General features: G+C 70.6%; 17 protein-coding genes, 1 tRNA gene and 1 pseudogene. 6 read left to right on the top strand and 13 right to left on the bottom strand.

Features of this window, described 5'->3' with window-relative positions:
- Positions 1–18 precede the first annotated feature (18 nt).
- From WA762_RS33230 to WA762_RS33205, 6 genes are all read right to left on the bottom strand, one after another.
- Complete coding sequence (locus WA762_RS33230; protein ID WP_335941168.1) at positions 19–777, bottom strand: IclR family transcriptional regulator domain-containing protein; 759 nt, start codon at positions 775–777, stop codon at positions 19–21.
- Positions 778–943: 166 nt separating this feature from the next.
- A complete protein-coding gene (ehuA, locus tag WA762_RS33225; protein WP_443080742.1) occupies positions 944–1,882 on the bottom strand; it encodes an ectoine/hydroxyectoine ABC transporter ATP-binding protein EhuA in 939 nt (312 codons plus the stop codon).
- Positions 1,872–2,513 carry an ectoine/hydroxyectoine ABC transporter permease subunit EhuD gene (gene ehuD / locus WA762_RS33220; RefSeq protein WP_335941139.1) on the bottom strand — a complete coding sequence of 214 codons (642 nt, stop codon included), beginning with the start codon at positions 2,511–2,513 and terminating at the stop codon, positions 1,872–1,874. The genes ehuA and ehuD overlap by 11 nt, the downstream gene beginning before the upstream one ends.
- Positions 2,510–3,250 (bottom strand): ectoine/hydroxyectoine ABC transporter permease subunit EhuC, encoded by a 741-nt coding sequence (gene ehuC / locus WA762_RS33215; RefSeq protein WP_335941136.1) that lies wholly within the window; start codon positions 3,248–3,250, stop codon positions 2,510–2,512. Before ehuC ends, ehuD begins: the two co-directional genes overlap by 4 nt.
- A 19-nt stretch (positions 3,251–3,269) precedes the next feature.
- Positions 3,270–4,172, bottom strand: a complete 903-nt coding sequence (ehuB, locus tag WA762_RS33210; protein WP_335941134.1) for an ectoine/hydroxyectoine ABC transporter substrate-binding protein EhuB — start codon at positions 4,170–4,172, stop codon at positions 3,270–3,272.
- Between the two features lie 283 nt (positions 4,173–4,455).
- The gene (locus WA762_RS33205) at positions 4,456–5,415 is read right to left on the bottom strand and encodes a D-2-hydroxyacid dehydrogenase (protein ID WP_335941132.1); all 960 of its coding nucleotides are present in this window, start codon (positions 5,413–5,415) and stop codon (positions 4,456–4,458) included.
- A gap of 451 nt (positions 5,416–5,866) precedes the next feature.
- Here WA762_RS33205 and WA762_RS33200 point away from each other — a divergent pair, with 451 nt between their 5' ends.
- Both WA762_RS33200 and WA762_RS33195 read left to right on the top strand, forming a co-directional pair.
- Positions 5,867–6,688: a maleate cis-trans isomerase family protein gene (locus WA762_RS33200; RefSeq protein ID WP_335941130.1), complete on the top strand. Its 822-nt coding sequence runs from the start codon at positions 5,867–5,869 to the stop codon at positions 6,686–6,688.
- A 232-nt stretch (positions 6,689–6,920) separates the two neighbouring features.
- On the top strand, positions 6,921–8,117 hold the full coding sequence (locus tag WA762_RS33195) for an LLM class flavin-dependent oxidoreductase (RefSeq protein ID WP_443080741.1): 1,197 nt from the start codon (positions 6,921–6,923) through the stop codon (positions 8,115–8,117).
- A 65-nt stretch (positions 8,118–8,182) separates the two neighbouring features.
- Here WA762_RS33195 and WA762_RS33190 read toward each other — a convergent pair whose 3' ends face one another.
- A complete protein-coding gene (locus WA762_RS33190) occupies positions 8,183–10,078 on the bottom strand; it encodes a putative bifunctional diguanylate cyclase/phosphodiesterase (protein ID WP_335941128.1) in 1,896 nt (631 codons plus the stop codon).
- 409 nt (positions 10,079–10,487) lie between these two features.
- On the opposite strand from WA762_RS33190, the gene WA762_RS33185 reads away from it, so the two are divergent.
- A complete protein-coding gene (locus WA762_RS33185; protein ID WP_335941126.1) occupies positions 10,488–11,702 on the top strand; it encodes a M6 family metalloprotease domain-containing protein in 1,215 nt (404 codons plus the stop codon).
- 117 nt (positions 11,703–11,819) lie between these two features.
- Here WA762_RS33185 and WA762_RS33180 read toward each other — a convergent pair.
- The 3 genes from WA762_RS33180 to WA762_RS33170 all read right to left on the bottom strand — a co-directional run bounded on the left by WA762_RS33180 (position 11,820) and on the right by WA762_RS33170 (position 13,311).
- Positions 11,820–11,893 (bottom strand) — tRNA-Lys (locus WA762_RS33180).
- Positions 11,884–12,588, bottom strand: a complete 705-nt coding sequence (locus WA762_RS33175) for a bifunctional DNA primase/polymerase (RefSeq protein WP_335941125.1) — start codon at positions 12,586–12,588, stop codon at positions 11,884–11,886. The genes WA762_RS33180 and WA762_RS33175 overlap by 10 nt, the downstream gene beginning before the upstream one ends.
- 381 nt (positions 12,589–12,969) lie before the next feature.
- Entirely contained in the window at positions 12,970–13,311 is a 342-nt protein-coding gene (locus tag WA762_RS33170) for a hypothetical protein (RefSeq protein WP_335941123.1), read from the bottom strand.
- A gap of 268 nt (positions 13,312–13,579) precedes the next feature.
- On the opposite strand from WA762_RS33170, the pseudogene WA762_RS33165 reads away from it, so the two are divergent.
- From WA762_RS33165 to WA762_RS33155, 3 genes and pseudogenes are all read left to right on the top strand, one after another.
- Positions 13,580–14,041 (top strand): annotated as a pseudogene (locus tag WA762_RS33165) (DUF5753 domain-containing protein); the annotation flags it as partial.
- Positions 14,042–14,189: 148 nt separating this feature from the next.
- Positions 14,190–14,636, top strand: coding sequence for a recombinase family protein (locus WA762_RS33160; RefSeq protein ID WP_335941121.1), 447 nt, complete (start codon positions 14,190–14,192; stop codon positions 14,634–14,636).
- A 69-nt stretch (positions 14,637–14,705) separates the two neighbouring features.
- Positions 14,706–15,218, top strand: coding sequence for a recombinase family protein (locus tag WA762_RS33155; RefSeq protein ID WP_335941120.1), 513 nt, complete (start codon positions 14,706–14,708; stop codon positions 15,216–15,218).
- A 264-nt stretch (positions 15,219–15,482) separates the two neighbouring features.
- Here the strand turns inward: WA762_RS33155 and WA762_RS33150 are convergent, their stop codons facing one another.
- From WA762_RS33150 to WA762_RS33140, 3 genes are all read right to left on the bottom strand, one after another.
- Positions 15,483–16,124, bottom strand: coding sequence for a class I SAM-dependent methyltransferase (locus WA762_RS33150; RefSeq protein ID WP_335941119.1), 642 nt, complete (start codon positions 16,122–16,124; stop codon positions 15,483–15,485).
- Between the two features lie 66 nt (positions 16,125–16,190).
- A complete protein-coding gene (locus WA762_RS33145; RefSeq protein WP_335941117.1) occupies positions 16,191–16,646 on the bottom strand; it encodes a glycine-rich domain-containing protein in 456 nt (151 codons plus the stop codon).
- A gap of 84 nt (positions 16,647–16,730) precedes the next feature.
- Positions 16,731–16,943, bottom strand: coding sequence for a hypothetical protein (locus tag WA762_RS33140; RefSeq protein WP_335941115.1), 213 nt, complete (start codon positions 16,941–16,943; stop codon positions 16,731–16,733).
- Positions 16,944–17,110: the final 167 nt, after the last annotated feature.

Genomic DNA, 17,110 nt, shown 5'->3' with positions numbered 1-17,110 from the left:
AAGAGGAGCGGGACCGGCTCAGAGCGCCAGCGACAGCAGTACCGGCGCCGCCCGCCGGTTCAGCGCCTCCGCCGCCGAGCGCAGCCGGTGGGCGTCCTCGACCGGGAGGGAGAGCGCCAGGCATCCCGCCGCCGCCCCGGCCGTCAGCGGCACCGCCGCGCACACCGTGCCGACCGCGTACTCCTGGAGATCGAGCACCGGGACCGTCACCGGCTGGCTGTCGAGCTTCGAGAAGAGCACCTTCTCGTTGGTGATCGTGCGCGAGGTGAGCCGGGGCGTCTTGTGACGGGAGAGGTGGTCGCGACGGCCGTCCCGGTCGAGCTGGGCCAGCAGGCACTTGCCCGCCGCCGAGGCGTGCGCGGACGACCGGAAGTCCACCCACTCGTTGACCGCGGGGGTGCGCGGCCCGTCGGCGTACTGCGTGATCCGGACCTCGCCGTCGAGGTAGCGGCTGATGTAGACCGCCGCGCCGACCGAGTCGCGCAGCTGCGCCAACGACTGCTGGAGCTTCTCCTCCAAGGCCTGCCCGCGCTCCGGTCCGGAGCCGAAGAGCAGTGACGAGGAGCCGATGACATAGGCGTCCTCGGCGATCTGCTCGACGTATCCCTCGCGGCGCAGCGTCAACAGCAGGGAGGTGAGGTGCTCGGCGGGGAGCCCCGTCTCCCGGGAGATCTGGGCGTCCGCCACGCCGCTGCCGTGCCTGGCGACCGTTTCGAGAACGCGCAGGGCGTGCTGCACCGAGTGGAACGGTGCGGTCGGTTCGGGCTTCAACGCCACGGTGTCCCCCAGCCAGGTCGTGACCGCAAGGTCTTCCCTCACGATAACGGCCGAGCACCCGATCCGGGGCCTTTGTCGACGAAGCGACCGGGCGCCCCGGCTCCCCAAGCTGGGGCGCATTCGCCTGGCATTTGCCTCGGTCAGTGACGGGCGACGAGTGGCGAGGTCACAGCACTGCGGCCAGGAATTCGCGCGTTCGTTCGTGCTCGGGATCGGAGAAGATCTTCTCCGGCGGCCCCGATTCGATCACGCGTCCAGAGTCAAACATCAGTACCGTCTCCGAGACGTCCCGGGCGAAACCCATCTCATGGGTCACGCAGAGCATGGTGATGTCGGTGTTCCTGGCGATGTCGCCCAGCAGGTCCAGCACGCCCGCGACCAGCTCCGGGTCGAGCGCGGAGGTCACCTCGTCCAGCAGCAGTATCTCCGGCCGCATCGCCAGCGCCCGGGCGATCGCGACGCGCTGCTGCTGCCCGCCGGACAGCTGCGAGGGGTGCGCGTCGATCTTGCCGGCGAGCCCGACCATGTCGAGCAGGGCGCGGGCGCGGGCCTCCGCCTCGTCGCGGTCCATGCCCAGCACGTTGACCGGGGCCTCGGTGACGTTGCGCAGGACCTTCATGTGCGGGAACAGGTTGAACTGCTGGAAGACCATGCCGATCTTCTTCCGGGCCTCGCGCAGATGCCGTTCGGTCGCCGGCGCCAGCGACCCGTCGGACCTCCGGACGTGGGACAGCGGGGAGCCGTCCACCCAGACGACGCCGTCGCTGACCTTCTCCAGGGTCATCAGCAGCCGCAGGATGGTGGTCTTCCCCGAGCCGCTGGGCCCGATCAGGGTGACGTGCTCGCCGCGCCGCACCGAGAAGTTCAGCCGGTCCAGGACGACATGGTCGCCGTACCGCTTCACCACGTCGTCGAACCGCACCAGCGGGTGGCCGGTCCGCGCCGCGCCGTCCACCGCCGGGCCGGCGACGGCGGCGCCGTCGGTCCGGGAGCCGCCGACCGGGGAGCCGGGAACGGCCGTGCCGCCGGTCCCCGGGCCGGCGAGGGCTCCGGTCCGGCCGGGCGCGGACGCCGTCTTGCGCAGGGGGAGGGGTTCAGTGGCCAAGGCGCTTCTCCAGCTTTCTCATCAGCAGCGAGGTCGGGTAGCTCGCGATCAGGAAGACCAGTCCGGCGAGCGTGAACGCCTCGGTGTACGCGAAGTGGTCCGCGCCGTACTTGCGGGCTTCGAAGACCATCTCCTGCACCGTGATCACGGCGAGGAACGGAGTCTCCTTGAACATCGAGATCGCGTAGTTGCCGAGGGCGGGCAGCACGTTGCGCACCGCCTGCGGCAGGATCACGGACTGCCAGGTCCGGCGCGGCCCGAGCGAGAGCGCCCGGCACGCCTCCCACTGCCCCTTCGGCACGGCGTCGATCCCGGCCCGGTACACCTCCGAGGTGTACGCGGCGTAGTGGACGCCCAGCACCGCGATGCCGGTCGTCAGCGGCTCCACGGAGGGGAACACCGCCGCCGCGCCCACCAGTTGGACGAGCAGCGGGGTGGACCGGACGAACTCCGTCACGGCCCGCACCGGCACCGTCACGAACCGGCTCGGCGCCCGCCCGGCGACCGCGACGGCGAGCCCCAGCACCGCCGCCACCAGCGTGCCCAGCACCGTCGCGAGCAGCGTGACCCGGAACCCTTCGAGCAGCAGCGGCAGGGCGTCCCCGGCGGCCTTCCAGTCGAAACCGTTCACCGGGCACCTCCGGGGGCGGACGCGACGGGCCGGGCGGCGCCGCGGCCGCGCGACGCCGGGCCCGAGCCGGTCGGCAGCCCGAGCCGCCGTTTGGCGGCGCGCTCCAGCAGGTTCATCAGCAGGGTCAGCGCGTAGGCGAGGACGAAGTAGGCGACCAGCAGGGTCAGATACGCCGGGAGCGTCTCACCGGTGCGGTCCCGCAGCTGCTGGATCACGGTCATCAGATCCGCCGCCGAGATCAGCCACAGCAGCGGGGTGCACTTCAGCAGCTGGATCAGCAGATTGGTGAACGGCGGGATCATCCGCACCCAGGCCTGCGGCAGGATCACCCGCCGCATCCGCTGCGCCGGCGTCATGTTGAGCGCGACGGCCGCCTCGTACTGGGCGCGCGGCACGGAGTTGATCGCGCCCCGCACCACCTCCGCCCCGTAGGCACCGTAGTTGAGGCCGAAGGCCACCACCCCGCAGAGCAATGGCGTCAGTTCGTACCCCGTCAGCGGCGGCATCGCGTAGTAGAGCCAGAACAGCTGGACATAGAGCGAGGTCCCGCGGAAGAACTCCACGACCACCCGGGACACACCGCGCGGCACCGCAGGCCGGCCGACCGACATCAGGCCGAGCACGAACGACAGCAGCAGCGCGAACAGCGCGCCCAGGACGGTCGCCTGGACGGTCACCCACAGCCCCGACCGGAGCCGGGGCAGATCGTCGAGGAGGGCGGAGAAGAAGTCACTCATGCGGCGCCTCCCGTTCCCGTCAGCCCTTGCACAGGTCGGCCGTCTTCAGGGCGGCCGGCGGCAGCTCGGTGGCGCCGAAGCCGTACTCCCGGAGCAGCTCCACATAGCGCGACCGGTCCGCGACGATCTTCTTCAGCTCGCGGTTGAAGGCGTCCCGCAGATCCTCGTTGCCCTTGCGGAAGACCGCGCCGCCGGGGCTGTACTGCTTCCTGCCGTGCAGCTCGGGCACGAACGCCTCGGTGACCTCGGTCTGCGGATTGGTCCTCGCCAGCCAGCGCAGCGAGATGCCGGTGAGCAGGAAGGCGTCGATCCGGCCGCCCTTCACCGCGTCCGCGCCGTCCTGCGGCTTCTGCAGCGTCCGGATCCGGTCCTCGGGGATGCCGGCCCCCTCGGCGTACGAGCCCTCGACGGCGCCCGACATCACGCCGACGGTGATCCCGGCGGCCTTCGCCGACGCCAGGTCGGTGACCTTCCTCGGGTTGCCCTTCTTCACCATCAGCGCGGTCGGCGAGATGAACTCGGGCTCGGAGAAAAGGGCGTTGGCGCACCGCTCCGGGGTGATCGCCATGCCCGCGCTGACCACGTCGTACTTGCCCGCCTGGAGGCCCGGGATCAGGCCGTCCCACTCCGAGAGGGTGGGCCTCAGCTCGTCGACGCCGAGCGCCTTGAAGATCTCCCGGTGCAGGGTCGGCGCCTCGCCCTTGAGCTCCTTGCCCTCCAGATAGCCGTACGGGGCCTCGTTGGCGTACGCGACCCGCACGAAGCCCTGCTCACGGAGCTTGTCGAGCGCCCCCGCGCCGTCCGTCGACCCGGCGCCGGCCCTGCTGCACGCGGACAGCAGCCCGGGCACGACGAACAGGCCGCCCACGGCCGCCGATCGGTTGAGGAAGCCTCTGCGGGACAGGTCGGGGAAGTCAGCCATGGTTCGTGAACTCCTGGAGCGATCGCGCGGGTCCGGACAGGTGGAGCGCCTGCCCGATCCCGTACGTCTATGCAGGAAGCGCCCGCCTGTGGCCGAACCGTGGCCGGAGGGTGACCTTTCCGTGTCCCGTCGACGGTGTGCGCGACGGGCCGCCCGATGCGTGTACACCCTTGCGAGAGACGTGAATTGACGAGTGGTCACGCGGGGGTTGCGTGGCAAGGCGGCGCGGCGTGGCGGTGCGTGGAAGCGGGGGAGAGGCCGTCGGCGGAGACGCGGGCCCGGCTCAGTCGTCGTGGTCCGGGACGGGGACGTATCCGAGCCGCTTGTCCACCACGTTCGGCAACGGCCGCCCGGACGCCCAGATTTCGTACATCGCCACGAACTGCTCGCCCAACCGGTCCCGCCAGCCCGCCGTGCGACCGCCGATGCGCGGCGACAGGATCAGGTCCGGCACGTCCCACAACGGGCTGCGCTCGTCCAGTGGTTCGTGCTCGTACGCGTCGAGCGCCGCACCCGCGATCCAGCGGTTGCGCAGCGCCGCCGCCAGATCGTCCTCGACGACCAGCGGGCCGCGCCCCACGTTGATGAAGCGGGCCGACGGCTGCATCAGCCCGAAGAACCGCGCGTCGAACATGCCGCGGGTCGACTCCGTCAGCGGCGCCGCGCAGATCACCCAGTCCGCCTGGGCGGCCAGCCGGTCCAGGTCCGCCGCGCCGTGGACGGTGCGCCGGGCCGTGCGGCCCACCAGCGCCACCTGGACCCCGAGGGCGATCAGCAGCCGGGTGATCTCCCGGCCGACCGGCCCGGCGCCGACCACCACCGCACGGCTGCCCGCGACCCGGGCGCTCTCCCGGTGACGCCACACCCGTCGGCGCTGGAGGTCCAGGACGCGCGGAAGGTCCTTGGCGAACGCCAGCACCAGGCCGGTCACGTACTCCGCCACCGGCCGCTCGAAGACACCGCGCGCGTTGGTCACCACGGTGTCGGAGGCCACCAGCTCGGGGCAGAGCAGCCGGTCCACGCCCGCGCCCGCGATGTGCACCCACCCGGGGCGCGCTCCGCCGCCCGGCCACGCGGACCGCACCTCGTCCGACGCGGAGTCCCACACCAGCAGCACATCGGCCTCCGGGAGCCGTGCGGCGAGCCCGGTCCCGTCCGTGTACCGGACGGTGGCCCGCCCGATCAGCCGGCCCAGGCGCGGCGACGGGTCGCTGTCGAGGACGAGCAGGGTGGGCGCTGGCATGAGGGACGGTCGCTCCGCTGCGTCGGATGTGTCGTCGGATGTGTCTGGGATGCGCGGATTGACAACGCTGGCATCCGGGCCCGCCCTCGTCAACAGGGGGCGGTGCGGGCCGGTGCCCGTGGAGTCCGCAGCGCCCCGTGGTCTGTGGCCCGTGGCCCGGGTGGCCTGTGCCCCGTGTGGGGCATGAGGGGCGTTCGGCCGGGCAGGCGGACGGGTGAGCAGACCCGGCCGATGCTCGGCGAATGGGAGAATACTGGGATAAACGGCCGTGATCGGCTGTATCGGCTGTATCGGCTGTATCGGGCGTTTCTGTGTTCCGCGGAAGCGGCCGGGGCGTCCCGTGGAAGCGAGCGGGCGGCCCCGACGGTCCCACGGGACGCCAGGTTCCACGGGATGCCAAGCCCCACGGGCATCAGGTCTCACGGGCATCAGGAAGGGCGGACATGCGGACATGACGACCATCGGCATTCTCTATCCCGGCCACTTCGCGGAGGACGACTTCCCGCGGATGGAGGTCCTGCTGGACGCGGTCCGCCTGGTCGTGAACCACACGGCCGTCGACGAGGACGCCTACCGGGCCGACGCGCTGACGAGGACCGGCGCCCCCGAACGGCTGGCCGCCGGGGTGCCGGAACTCCAGCGCGCCGGGGTCGAGTGCGTCGTGTGGGCGAGCGGCGCGGGCAGCTTCCTGTACGGCTGGGAGGGCGCCCATGAGCAGATCGCCGCCCTGGCCCGGGCCGCCGGAGTGTCCGCCTCCAGCACGTCCTTCGGCTTCGTCCACGCGGTACGGGAACTCGACGTCGGCCGCGTCGCCGTCGCCACGACCTATCCCGAGGAGATCGCCGCCCGCTTCACCGCCTTCCTGCGCGCCGCCGGCATCGAGGTGACGGCCACCCGCACCGCCGGTCTGGGTTCGGCCGCCGAGGCCGCCCGCTGCGGACCGGACCGGGTGAGGGAACTCGCCGCGGCGGCGGACGGCCCGCACGCCGAGGCGGTGCTGCTGCCCGACACGGCCCTGCACACCGTCTCGCAGGTGACGGAGCTGGAGGAACTTCTCGGCAAGCCGGTCCTCACCGGCAATCAGGTGACGGCCCGGGAAGGGCTGCGACTGGCGGACCGCCGCGCCTGGTCCCCGAGGCTGGGGCGGATCTTCGCCGACCGCGAGGCGCCGCCGGCCCCGGTCGCCCGCTGGGGCCAGGGCCGCGCCTGGGCGCGCAGCGGCGGAAAGGGCCGATCCGGGAAGCACGCCGAGCCCGGCGGCTGGGGAGTGTGAAACGGGGAGCGCGGAGGCGGGGAGTGGGGAGGCGGGGAGTGGGGAGGCGGGGAATCGGGGAGCGTGAACGCCGGAGCAGGGCGCGAACGCCGGAATAAACGGAGAGTCCCTCCTGTTGTCTGGTGGCCAGTGCGGGGACCAGGTCGTGTGCCCCGCGCCAGCACAGCCATATCCAACATTCATCTGCGGCCATACGCAGGCACGGACGCGCATCACCAGGAGAGGCCGGAACGTGGACGAGATTCGGGGCGACGGAGTCCGGGCGAACGGGGACCGGGGCGACGGGGTTCGCAGGAATGGGAGCCCGGACGGCCGGGACGGGGGCGACGGGACGCGGGGCGACGGCATCCGGGGCCGGGCGGGGGGCACGGCCCCCGTGCCGCTCTCCGTACTGGACCTGGTGACCGTGGGCCAGGGCCGCACCGCCGGCCAGGCGCTGCACACCGCCGTGGACATCGCGCGACTGGCCGAGCGGCGCGGATTCCACCGCTACTGGGTCGCGGAACACCACTCCATGCCCGGCGTCGCCTCCTCCTCACCGGCCGTGATCCTGGCCCATCTCACCGCCCGCACCGAGCGCATCAGGCTCGGTTCCGGCGGGGTGATGCTGCCCAACCACGCGCCGCTCGTCATCGCCGAGCAGTTCGGCACCCTCCAGGCCCTGGCCCCCGGCCGCATCGACCTCGGCCTCGGGCGCGCCCCCGGCACCGACGGGGCGACGGCCGCCGCACTGCGCCGTACCGACCGGCCGGGCGAGGGCGCCGACGATTTCCCGCAGCAGCTCGCCGAGCTGACCCGGTTCCTGGACGACGACTTCCCCGACGGGCACCCCTTCTCCCGTATCCACGCGGTCCCCGGCCCGGTCCAGGGCACCGCCGAGGGCGGCGTCCAGTCCTCGGCCCGGCCGCCGATCTGGCTGCTGGGGTCCTCCGGGTTCAGCGCCCGGCTGGCCGGCGTGCTCGGCCTGCCGTTCGCCTTCGCCCATCACTTCTCGGCCCGCAACACGGTGCCGGCCCTCGACCTGTACCGGGCGTCGTTCCAGCCGTCCGCGGTGCTCGACGCCCCGTACGCGCTGATCGGCGTCGCGGCCCTGGCCGCGGACGAGGCGCGCGAGGCCCGCAGGCAGGTGCTCTCGGGCGCCCTGTCCATGGTCCGGCTGCGCACCGGCCGCCCGGGTCTGGTCCCGACGCCGGAGGAGGCGGAGACGTACCCCTTCACGCCCATGGAGCGCGAGTTCGTCGACGACTGGCTGGGCAACATCGTCCACGGCACGGCGGACGAGGTCCGTACCGGCCTGGACGCCCTGGCCAAGCGCACCGGCGCCGACGAGCTGATGATCACCGCCAACGCGCACAGCGGCGAGGCCCGGCTGCGCAGCTACGAGCTGATCGCGGACGCGTACGGCCTGCCGGACCTCCCGGCGGCCTGACCCCGCACGCCCGTACGCCCGCGCATCCGCGCGCAAGGGGCCGCCGCCCGCAGGGAGCCGCGGCGTCACACCGTCAGTTTCCGGCGGCCGATGAGCTCCGCGATCCGCTCCGGGGCCACCGCGCGGGAGTACAGCCAGCCCTGCCCGGTGTCGCAGCCGATGCTGCGCAGCCGTTCCGCCTGGCCGGCCGTCTCCACGCACTCCGCGGTGACGGTCAGGCCCAGGCGGTGCGCCAGGTGCACCATCGCCTCGACGATCGTCTCGTCCGCCGGGCTGGCGTGGGAGCCGTCGTCGTAGCGGAAACCGCGTACGAAGGAGCCGTCCAGCTTGAGCACGGACACCGGCAGCCGGCTCAGATAGGCGAGGTTGGAGTAGCCGGTCCCGAAGTCGTCGATGGCGATCCGCACCCCCATGTCGCTGAGCGACTGGAGGGCCTGGAGCGGGCGGCCCGCCGAGCCCATCACCGCGGACTCGGTCAGCTCCAGCTGGAGCAGACCGGGATCGAGACCGGTCTCGGCCAGGATCTCCGCGACGTCGGTGACCAGATCGGAGTCCCAGACCTGCCGCACGGCGACGTTGACGCTGATGAACAGCGGCGGCTCGGACGGATGGTCGAGCTGCCAGCGCCGGGCCTGGCGGCACGCGGACCGCAGCACCCACCGGCCGAGCTGGACGATCGAACCGTCCTCCTCCGCGATCGCGACGAACCGATTCGGCGAGAGCATGCCGAACTGGGGATGGTTCCAGCGGACCAGGGCCTCCACCCCCCGTACCACCCCGTCGGCCATGCCCACCAACGGCTGGTACTCGATGGTGAACTCGCCGCGCTCGACGGCGGGCCGCAGATGGGAGGAGAGCGTCTGCCGGGTCATCCGGTGGGCGTTGCGCTCCGGATCGAAGACCGTCCAGCGGGCCTTGCCGTCCGCCTTCGCCCAGTACAGCGTGGTGTCGGCGGCCTGCATCAGACCGGTCGCCGAGGTGCCGGCCATCGGCCGTTCCACCACCCCGATCGAGGCCGACACGGAGAGCCGCCGCCCGCCCAGGTCGAACGGCTTCTGCAGCGCGGCCAGCACCCGGCGGGCCAGGTCGGTGAGCTGCTGGGTGCCCGACGAGTCCTCCACCAGGATCGCGAACTCGTCGCCGCCCAGCCGCGCCACCAGATGGGGTCCGGGGCGGTGCGGCCCGTCCTGGTCGTGCGGGCCGTCCTGGGCGGCGCACTCGGTGAGCCGCCCGGCGACGGCCTCCAGCAGCTGGTCCCCGATCCGGTGGCCCATCGTGTCGTTGACGGCCTTGAACCCGTCGAGGTCGAGGTAGCACAGCCCGATCCGGCCGCGCCCGGGGGCGAGCCGGTCGTCCTGGTCCGGCGGGGTCTCCAGCACGGCCGAGAGCCGCTCGAAGAACAGCGCCCGGTTGGGCAGCCGGGTCACCGGGTCGTGCATCTGGAGATGGCGCAGCCGTTTCTGCAGCTCCCGCCGGTCGCTGATGTCGGCGACGGACAGCAGCACCCGGCCGGTCCCGGGGCGGACGTCCGGCTCCGCCTCCGGTTCCGGCATCGGCACGACGGTGACCTCGGCCCACAGGGCGCGCCCGTCCGGATGCTTGAGCCGGCGGGTGCAGCGGAACCGCGCCCGCCGGCCGTGCAGCACCTCGCGGTACGCGTGCCAGGTGCGGCCGTCCGCCGCGAGATCGAGGAGATCGGCCGCCGACTGCGCGGTCAGGGCGGCGGGGGAGGAGCCGAGCAGCGCGCCGAGCGCGTCGTTCGCGGCGACCACCAGGCCCTCGCGATCGACCACGGCCATCGGCAGCGTGGCGGCCCGGAAGGCGGCCCGGTAACCGTGCGGCTCGGACCCGGGGCCGTGACCGGCGGGAGGCCACAAGACATCACACTCCGTGACCGACGGTCCTGCGGAGTGGGTGTGTGTGCCCGCCGCGGGCCTCGGCCCTTCGGAGGTTCCGCTCACCGTTCGCTCCTGCCGTGCAGTTCTGTCCCGAACACGTGTGGCCGGACTGGCCCGCCGCGCGACGCACCGCCCGCCGGAGGCGGGAACCGCGGGGGAAAGCCTGGTGAAGCATAGAGGCTGGCGCGTCGGCCGTTCCAGCGCCCGACCCTTCCGCGCCACGCTTTCGCCCCGCATGGATCAGTCCCGCATCGATCCGATTTGCCCATGACTGATCTTTTGTGAGCAGTTCCGCACCTCGGTGGCACGGTCGTGATTGATTGTGACTGTCCGTGAGGGTGAACGCCTCGTTGGGCCGCTGACTCGACTGGGGCAGCACAACAGGACGAAAGGCTCGAACCGCCACAAGGTGGTGCGTGATCGCATCTCGCACCCGGAGGTAGATGTGCCGCGTCTGCACAGAACCGGGGGATTGGAGAGGCCGAGTCTGCGCGGTGTGACCGCGGCCGTGACGTCGCTTCTGGCGCTCGCGGCCACCTCCCTCGTCACCGGGCCGGCCGCCGCCGCCACCGGAGAGGAGGGGCCGTGCGCCCTGCCCCGCACCGAAGCGCACCACTCGCTCGGCGTGGACGACTGGAACGACGCCTATCCGCGCCCCGATCACCCGCTCGACGCGGTCATGATCTTCCTGTCCTTCCCCGACCACAACCCCACCGTCACCCCCGTCCAGCTCGCCGCCGACCACTTCCCCGCCACCACCCGCTTCTTCCAACGCGCCTCGTACGGGAAGTTCACCCTGCGGCCGCACCCGATGCGGCAGTGGATCCGGATGCCCCGGCCGTCCGACTGGTACGGGATGCAACGCGACTGGGACAGCGAGCGGCGCGCCTCCTACCTGCGCGACGCCCTCGACGTGATCGACCCGAAGGTCGACTTCTCCCGGTACGACATCGTCTACCTGGTGGCGGACCCGGACGCCCCGGGCGTCGACTCGGACGCCACCAAGGTCGTCAACTTCAGCCGGCCGCTGCGCGCGGACGGCACGGACGTCCGGCGCATCGTCACCGTCTTCGAGCAGCACCCCCCGGACCGCAATGTGCTGGCCCACGAGACCGGGCACGTCCTCGACCTGCCCGACCTCTACCACCGCCCGTCCGACAGCAAGGGCGACTGGGACACCTATGTGGGCGACTGGGACGTGATGGGCAGCCAGTTCGGACTCGCGGCGGACTTCTTCGCCTGGCACAAGTGGAAGCTGGGCTGGCTGGGCCGGGAACAGGTGATCTGCGTCCAGGGCAGCCAGGACGTCACCCTGGAGCCGGTCGCCGCCATGCCCGCGGCCGGCGCCTCCCTCGGCACCCGGCTCGCGGTGATCCGGACCGGCGAGGGCAGCGCCGTGGCCATCGAGGCGCGAAGCGCCACCGGCAACGACCGGGCGACCTGCACCGAGGGCGTCCTCATCTACCGGGTCCGCAACGCCACCCCGTCCGGCGGCGGCCCGGTCGACGTCCTCGATACCCACCCACGCTCCCGGGCGTGCGTGGGCCGGTCCGTCTACGCGCCGCTCGCGGACGCCCCGCTGCGCGTCGGCGAGAGCTTCGGCATCCCCGGCGCGCACGCCAGGGTCGCGGTCCTCGGCCGGAAGCCGTCGGGCGCCTGGAGGGTCCGGATCACCACCGGGGCGTAAGGGCGGTCCCGCACCCCGGCGCGCGCCCGGCCCGCATTCCGCGCGGCCCGGCCCCGTATTCCGGTGCGGGCACGAAGAAGCCCCCCTCGCTTTCGCGAGGAGGGCTTCCTCCGTCTGTGCGCCGCCAGGGACTCGAACCCCGGACCCGCTGATTAAGAGTCAGCTGCTCTAACCAACTGAGCTAGCGGCGCCTGCTGACGTCGTAGACATTAGCACCCTGGTCGGCGGTAGGAAAAATCGGATTCCGGGCCGCCGGGGACGCGGCCGACCGGGTCACCCGCACACAGGCCCACAGCAGCACGTCCGGGCCGGGCAGCCAGGGGTTACGGGTGTCCGGGGCCACCACCCAGCGGGGCCCGGGCGTGGTCGCGGTGCAGGTCAGCGGCGGTACGGTCACGGCGTCGCCGGTGCCGTGACAGAGCAGGGGCGGAACCCTGGCGTCGTCCTCCGCCCCGGCGCGGGGTTCGAGGCCGCCGCCCCACTCCTCCCAGTCGAGCAGCGACGGCAGCCGCTGCGCGGTGCCGGGGGAGGCGAACAGCAGCATCCGGCCGCGATGCGCGGCGACCGGGCCGGAGCCCGGGCCGTCGGCCCAGAGGTGCTCCAGCATCCGGCGGCCGAAGAGGGTCGGCACGTTCACCACGTCGAAGGAGGACCCGCACGGCAGCACCCCGGGGGAGTCGGGGTGGGCCTCCCACTGGGTGAGCGTGCTGCGCGGATAGGCGGAGGCGCCGGCGAGCCACGCGGCACCGGCCGCCGTGACCTGGGCCGTCTGGCTCGTGGACCGCTCCCGCAGGAGGGCGAGGATGCCGTCGGTGCCGTGATGAGGACCACGGTGGGGGGCGTCGCCGTGATGCAGGGTCGTTTCGTCTGGCAGCCATGCGCTCATGTGCCCATGTCTACCGGCCGTGATCGACCGGACCCCGTGAGTTGCCGAAAATCGGGACAGGTCGGGGTGCGAGGGAGTATCTTTCGCCCCGGCATATGCCAGGGGCCGTCCCCCGGGGCGCGTTCGGAGCCTCCGCCGCCCGTCTCCCGCCCCCTCGTACGACCGCGAGCCCCGCCCGGAACCCCCCGATGCTTCTGCGCCCCGCCTCCCGAAGCGTCCGTACGGCGTACGTCCCGGAGGACCAGGCAGGCGGCCGACCGACCGGAGGATCAGGGAGGCGGCCGACTGACCGGAGGATCAGGGGGGCGGGCGACTGACCGGAGGATCAGGGGGGCGGGCGACCGGCCGGAGGATCAGGCGCGCGAGCGGCCGAGCGGAGGATCAGGCGGCCGAGCCACCCAGCAGGCTCCGGCCGAACTCGACCATCTTCTTGGCGTAGTCCTCGGTCCACTCGGCACGCTGCGCGATGTCCGCGGTCGTCAGCCGGTCGAACCGGCGCGGATCGGCGAGCTGCGCGGCCGCGATCGCCTGGAACTCGACCGCCCGGTCGGTCGCGGCGCGGAAGGCCAGCGTCAGCTCGGTCGCGCGGGCGAGCAGCTCTCTCGGATCCTCCATCGACTCCAGGTCGAAGAAGTGCTCGGGGTCGGCGACCGCGGCCGTCGGCTCGAAGAGCAGCGGCGCGGGACGCAGTCGCTGCCGCTCGTTCCGCTCGGGGTGTGCCATGTGGTGATTCCTCCTTCGACGGGTTACGGCGAACCCGCTGGATCCGATGGACCCGGCGGACGCCGCGGGCCCGATCAACTCCGCGCCCCGTGGACGCCCCGGCCCCGCGTGCGCCCGGCAGGCCCGGTGGGCCACCCTCCATTGTCCAACGTCCCGGAAGACGGCCGGGCCGGTATGCCGGATACGCGGCGCATGGGGCTCCACGGGTTACGCGCAGGCCCTGACCAGAACGGTCCCCGTGCCCTTTCCTTCCGGAGGAGAGACGATCCCCGGATACGCCGCCGCTCTGCTGTCCTCCATCGCGCACTTCCGGGGGACTCCGGACGACGTGAGCGATGCCGTGGCGGCCCGTATGAGGCGTAACGAGGTGCTCGGCAACGGTGCACGCCGGTTCTCGTTCGTGCTGGAGGAGTCGGTGTTGCGGTACCGGCTGTGCGGCGCGGAGACCATGGCGGCACAGCTTGGTCACCTGCTCGGGGTCATGGACCTCCAGAACGTTGCCGTGGGGCTCATCCCGTTCTCAGCGCAACGAGCCGTGTGACCCATGCCCACCTTCACGATCTTCGACGGCGCCAGGGTGCACGCGGACACCCTTGACGCTGCCGCCACCCTCACGCAGCCCAGCCAGGTGGAGCTGTACAGCCGAGCCTTTGAACGGCTGTCACTGGAAGCCGTGAGGGGAGCGGCCGCACGTGCTCTCATAGCGGGTGCGCTGGCGTCCCTGGACTGACCGCCTGCGCGTCAGCGCAGCTCAGAGCCGCCAGGGCACCCGATGTTCCGAGAGGTGGGACAGGACCGCGTGGTTGGCCTCCCAGCCCTGGGAAAACAGGATCACCACACGGAGTGGGCCCAGGGCCTCTAGTGAGAGGCTTGAACGAGTGAGCACACGAGTCCTACCCGGTATGCGCGTCCTGAAGGTGCGGCGCATCAGCCGAGACACCGAAGACAGCTCAGCCCTGGTCCGGCAGGGTGAGGAGCTGGACGCAGCCACCGAGGAACACCGCCTGATCGTGGCCGGTGAGGTCGAGGACAGCACCGTCTCAGGTGCGGTGAACCTGGACGACAGGCCGAGCCTGGGCCGTTGGATGAAGGTCCCCCACTGGCACGACTGGGACGCCCTCATGGTCACGTCCCTGGACCGCATCACCAGGAACCAGCACCACTGGGACAGGTTCGCGGAGCGCTGCCACCAGGGCGGGAAAGAGATCATCTGCCTTGATGACCCGGCCCTGGACATCCACACACCTACGGGCCGGATGATCGCCTACATCAAGGCGACCCAGGCGCAGGAGTACCGGGAAGCCATCGTCAAGAAGCGGCGCTAGCAAACCCAGTACTACCGAGACGAAGCCCTTTGGGGCGGAGGTACCTGGCCGTTCGGGTACCGGCCTGTCGTGCAGGAGCACAAGGGTAAGCAGCGTTACAAGCTGGTCATTGACCCCGTGACCGGCCCCCTGATCCGGGAAGCGTACGAGCGAATAGCAGAGCAGGGCTGGAACATGGGTCAGCTCTGTAAGGACTGGAACGCTCGGGGAATCCTCACTTCCCAGGACTACCAGCGAAGCGTCAATGCCGAAGCAAACAAGCCTGGCGTAAAGACTCAGGTCAAGGGGACCAAGTGGAGCACTTCCACACTCGGGAAGATGCTCAAGAAGCCCACACTTAAGGGAGTAGCCATGCACAAGGGTGCGCCCCTTCTCAAAGACGGGTTGCCTGTCCGCTGGGCTGATCCCATCCTCACTGACGACGAGTTTGAAAGGCTGCAAATCGCAGTCAAGGAACTGGGGAAGTATCGGGCCGGTATTAAGTCCAACGCATCCCCGATGACCGGGGTGTTTTACTGCCCCTGCGGGATGAAGTACTACGAAAACATTTCTGAATTGGGTTGGTTAGGTAAGTTCAGTTGATTCAGAGAGGTGCGGGCCAGTTGTTACCGAAGTGTAAATGAATTTACTCAGAGGGTGGGGTGAAAAGGTTAGTCGAATTGAAGAGAGAACCGGCGGAGCGCCTTCCTTAGGTAATGTACGTTTCTGGGCCTTTGGCTTTCTTTGTAAAACCTTTGCTCTTATTGGCCCCTATTCTCGAATAGGTGATCTATGTCACAATTCATAAGCGGCCATAAAGAAACCCCCTACCGGGAAAGTAGGGGGAATCCTTCCGGGGTAAGGCCCTCACGCATAGGCCCTTACCAAGAGGGTTCCTACGTCCTTCCCTTCCGGGGGAGGGATGACCTCGGCTTTGATATCCGAGTACCCCGAAGAGGCCAGAAGGGCCGACCACTCCTCTGGCGTGTAGTCCCACCTGGTCACTGCCTTGGCCTCTCTTAGCTGGCCCACGGGCTGAGTGCCGGCCGTTGGGGGCTTGTGGGAGAAGGCCAGTACGCCACCAGGGGAAAGCCTCTTACGGACCAGGGGGAGGAGCTGTTCAGGGTCCGTGAACCAGACAGGCCCGAAGATGGACAGGACCACATCGAAGGTGCCGTCTGTATGGCTCAGGTAGTCGGTCACCTCTGCCGTGTGGAAGGTGAGGCCGGGCAGGTGCCCCCATCGGGTTACGGCCTTCTCGTGCTGGCTGGGAGCGATATCGACCCCCGTGCAGGTCGCCCCAAGGGTGGACAGGTGGGCCAGGTTGCAGCCTGTACCGCAGCCCAGTTCCAGAACGGTACGGCCCTGGAGGTCTCCGAGGATCGATTCATCGGGGCCGTGGTCGGGGTACTGGGTCCAGTTCAACCACGTACGAGCACCAGCGGAGTTCACCTCTCGTCGTGGTGTCCGTCCCTGGGCGTATCGCTCCCAGGCATCAACGACCTCCATACGGAACCTCTCCTCATGGGGGCGACTCCCCCCGTCGCCGAGGGAGTCGCCACTGTCAGCGTTGTGCTACTTCTTCCCGCTGTTGGGGCTGTCGGTGCACCCAGCGTGGCACTGGGAGCAGTCGGCCGCGTCCTTCATGACCCACAACTCCGGGTCGATCTCGAAGCCGGAAGCCTGGATGGCCTTGACCGTGTCCCGCAGGGCGGGGGGCTCCCCGGCTCCCTCTCCGGGCAGGTGCGGGACGTGGTGGATGTAGCGGCCCGCGTGCTGGTCGCAGAACGCCATGTAGTTGATCGAGTCGAGCACGAACGAGTGGACGCCCAGGTCCACGGCCTGAGAGGGCCCCATGCGGACCTCGGGGCACTCGGCGGAGGTCACCAGGTAGGCGACGGCCTGACCGAAGATGCGCTCTGCCAGGTCACGCCCCATGGCGTGGTCCCGCATGATGAGTCGGACTTCCCGGTCCCACACCTGGGTGGGGACGCAGGGCCGGGGGTCTCGGACCTGTACCGCTGTTGCCATCAGTGGTTCCCTTCACGTGGTCGTGCTCGGGTGATGGAACCCGCCCCGGCCACTCGTACGTACCTGGGTGACCAGGGCGGGGGTTCAGTGGGTCACGCGCCGTCTCAACTTCGCCAACTTCCTTGCCTGCTGGTGGTGTCGAGCTAACGCAGCAAGCTGGATGCGTTCCCTGTCGTTGACGAGTCGTACGGAGATAGCGCGGGTCTGCCAGCGGAGGCCGGAGGGGCGAATCAGGATCAGCATGGGGCCCTGCTGTGCCTGGACGACGCCGACCATCTGACTGGCGTTGTCGAACACGGCTGTACCGGGCTCACACACGGTTCCCTGTCTCATGCCCTCCGCTTTTCGCTGGTGACTGCATCTAGTCAACGGCGGGGAGAGGAAGGGAACTTGCACACGAGTTGCACAGTGCTCCGCACACTCCCAGCGGTGGCGAGTGAAGGAACCTAATGCGGTTACCCGTA

Origin of the sequence: Streptomyces tyrfis, assembly GCF_037034285.1 — a bacterium.
In the GTDB taxonomy this organism is placed as follows: domain Bacteria; phylum Actinomycetota; class Actinomycetes; order Streptomycetales; family Streptomycetaceae; genus Streptomyces.
This window is presented reverse-complemented; position numbering and strand designations above follow the sequence as displayed.

Bases quoted from the DNA above. Each gene is read 5' to 3' on its own strand.
- ehuC (WP_335941136.1), bottom strand. From the start codon at position 3,250: ATGAGTGACTTCTTCTCCGCCCTCCTCGACGATCTGCCCCGGCTCCGG.
- ehuB (WP_335941134.1), bottom strand. From the start codon at position 4,172: ATGGCTGACTTCCCCGACCTGTCCCGCAGAGGCTTCCTCAACCGATCG.
- WA762_RS33205 (WP_335941132.1), bottom strand. From the start codon at position 5,415: ATGCCAGCGCCCACCCTGCTCGTCCTCGACAGCGACCCGTCGCCGCGC.
- WA762_RS33200 (WP_335941130.1), top strand. From the start codon at position 5,867: ATGACGACCATCGGCATTCTCTATCCCGGCCACTTCGCGGAGGACGAC.
- WA762_RS33175 (WP_335941125.1), bottom strand. From the start codon at position 12,588: ATGAGCGCATGGCTGCCAGACGAAACGACCCTGCATCACGGCGACGCC.
- WA762_RS33170 (WP_335941123.1), bottom strand. From the start codon at position 13,311: ATGGCACACCCCGAGCGGAACGAGCGGCAGCGACTGCGTCCCGCGCCG.
- WA762_RS33150 (WP_335941119.1), bottom strand. From the start codon at position 16,124: ATGGAGGTCGTTGATGCCTGGGAGCGATACGCCCAGGGACGGACACCA.
- WA762_RS33145 (WP_335941117.1), bottom strand. From the start codon at position 16,646: ATGGCAACAGCGGTACAGGTCCGAGACCCCCGGCCCTGCGTCCCCACC.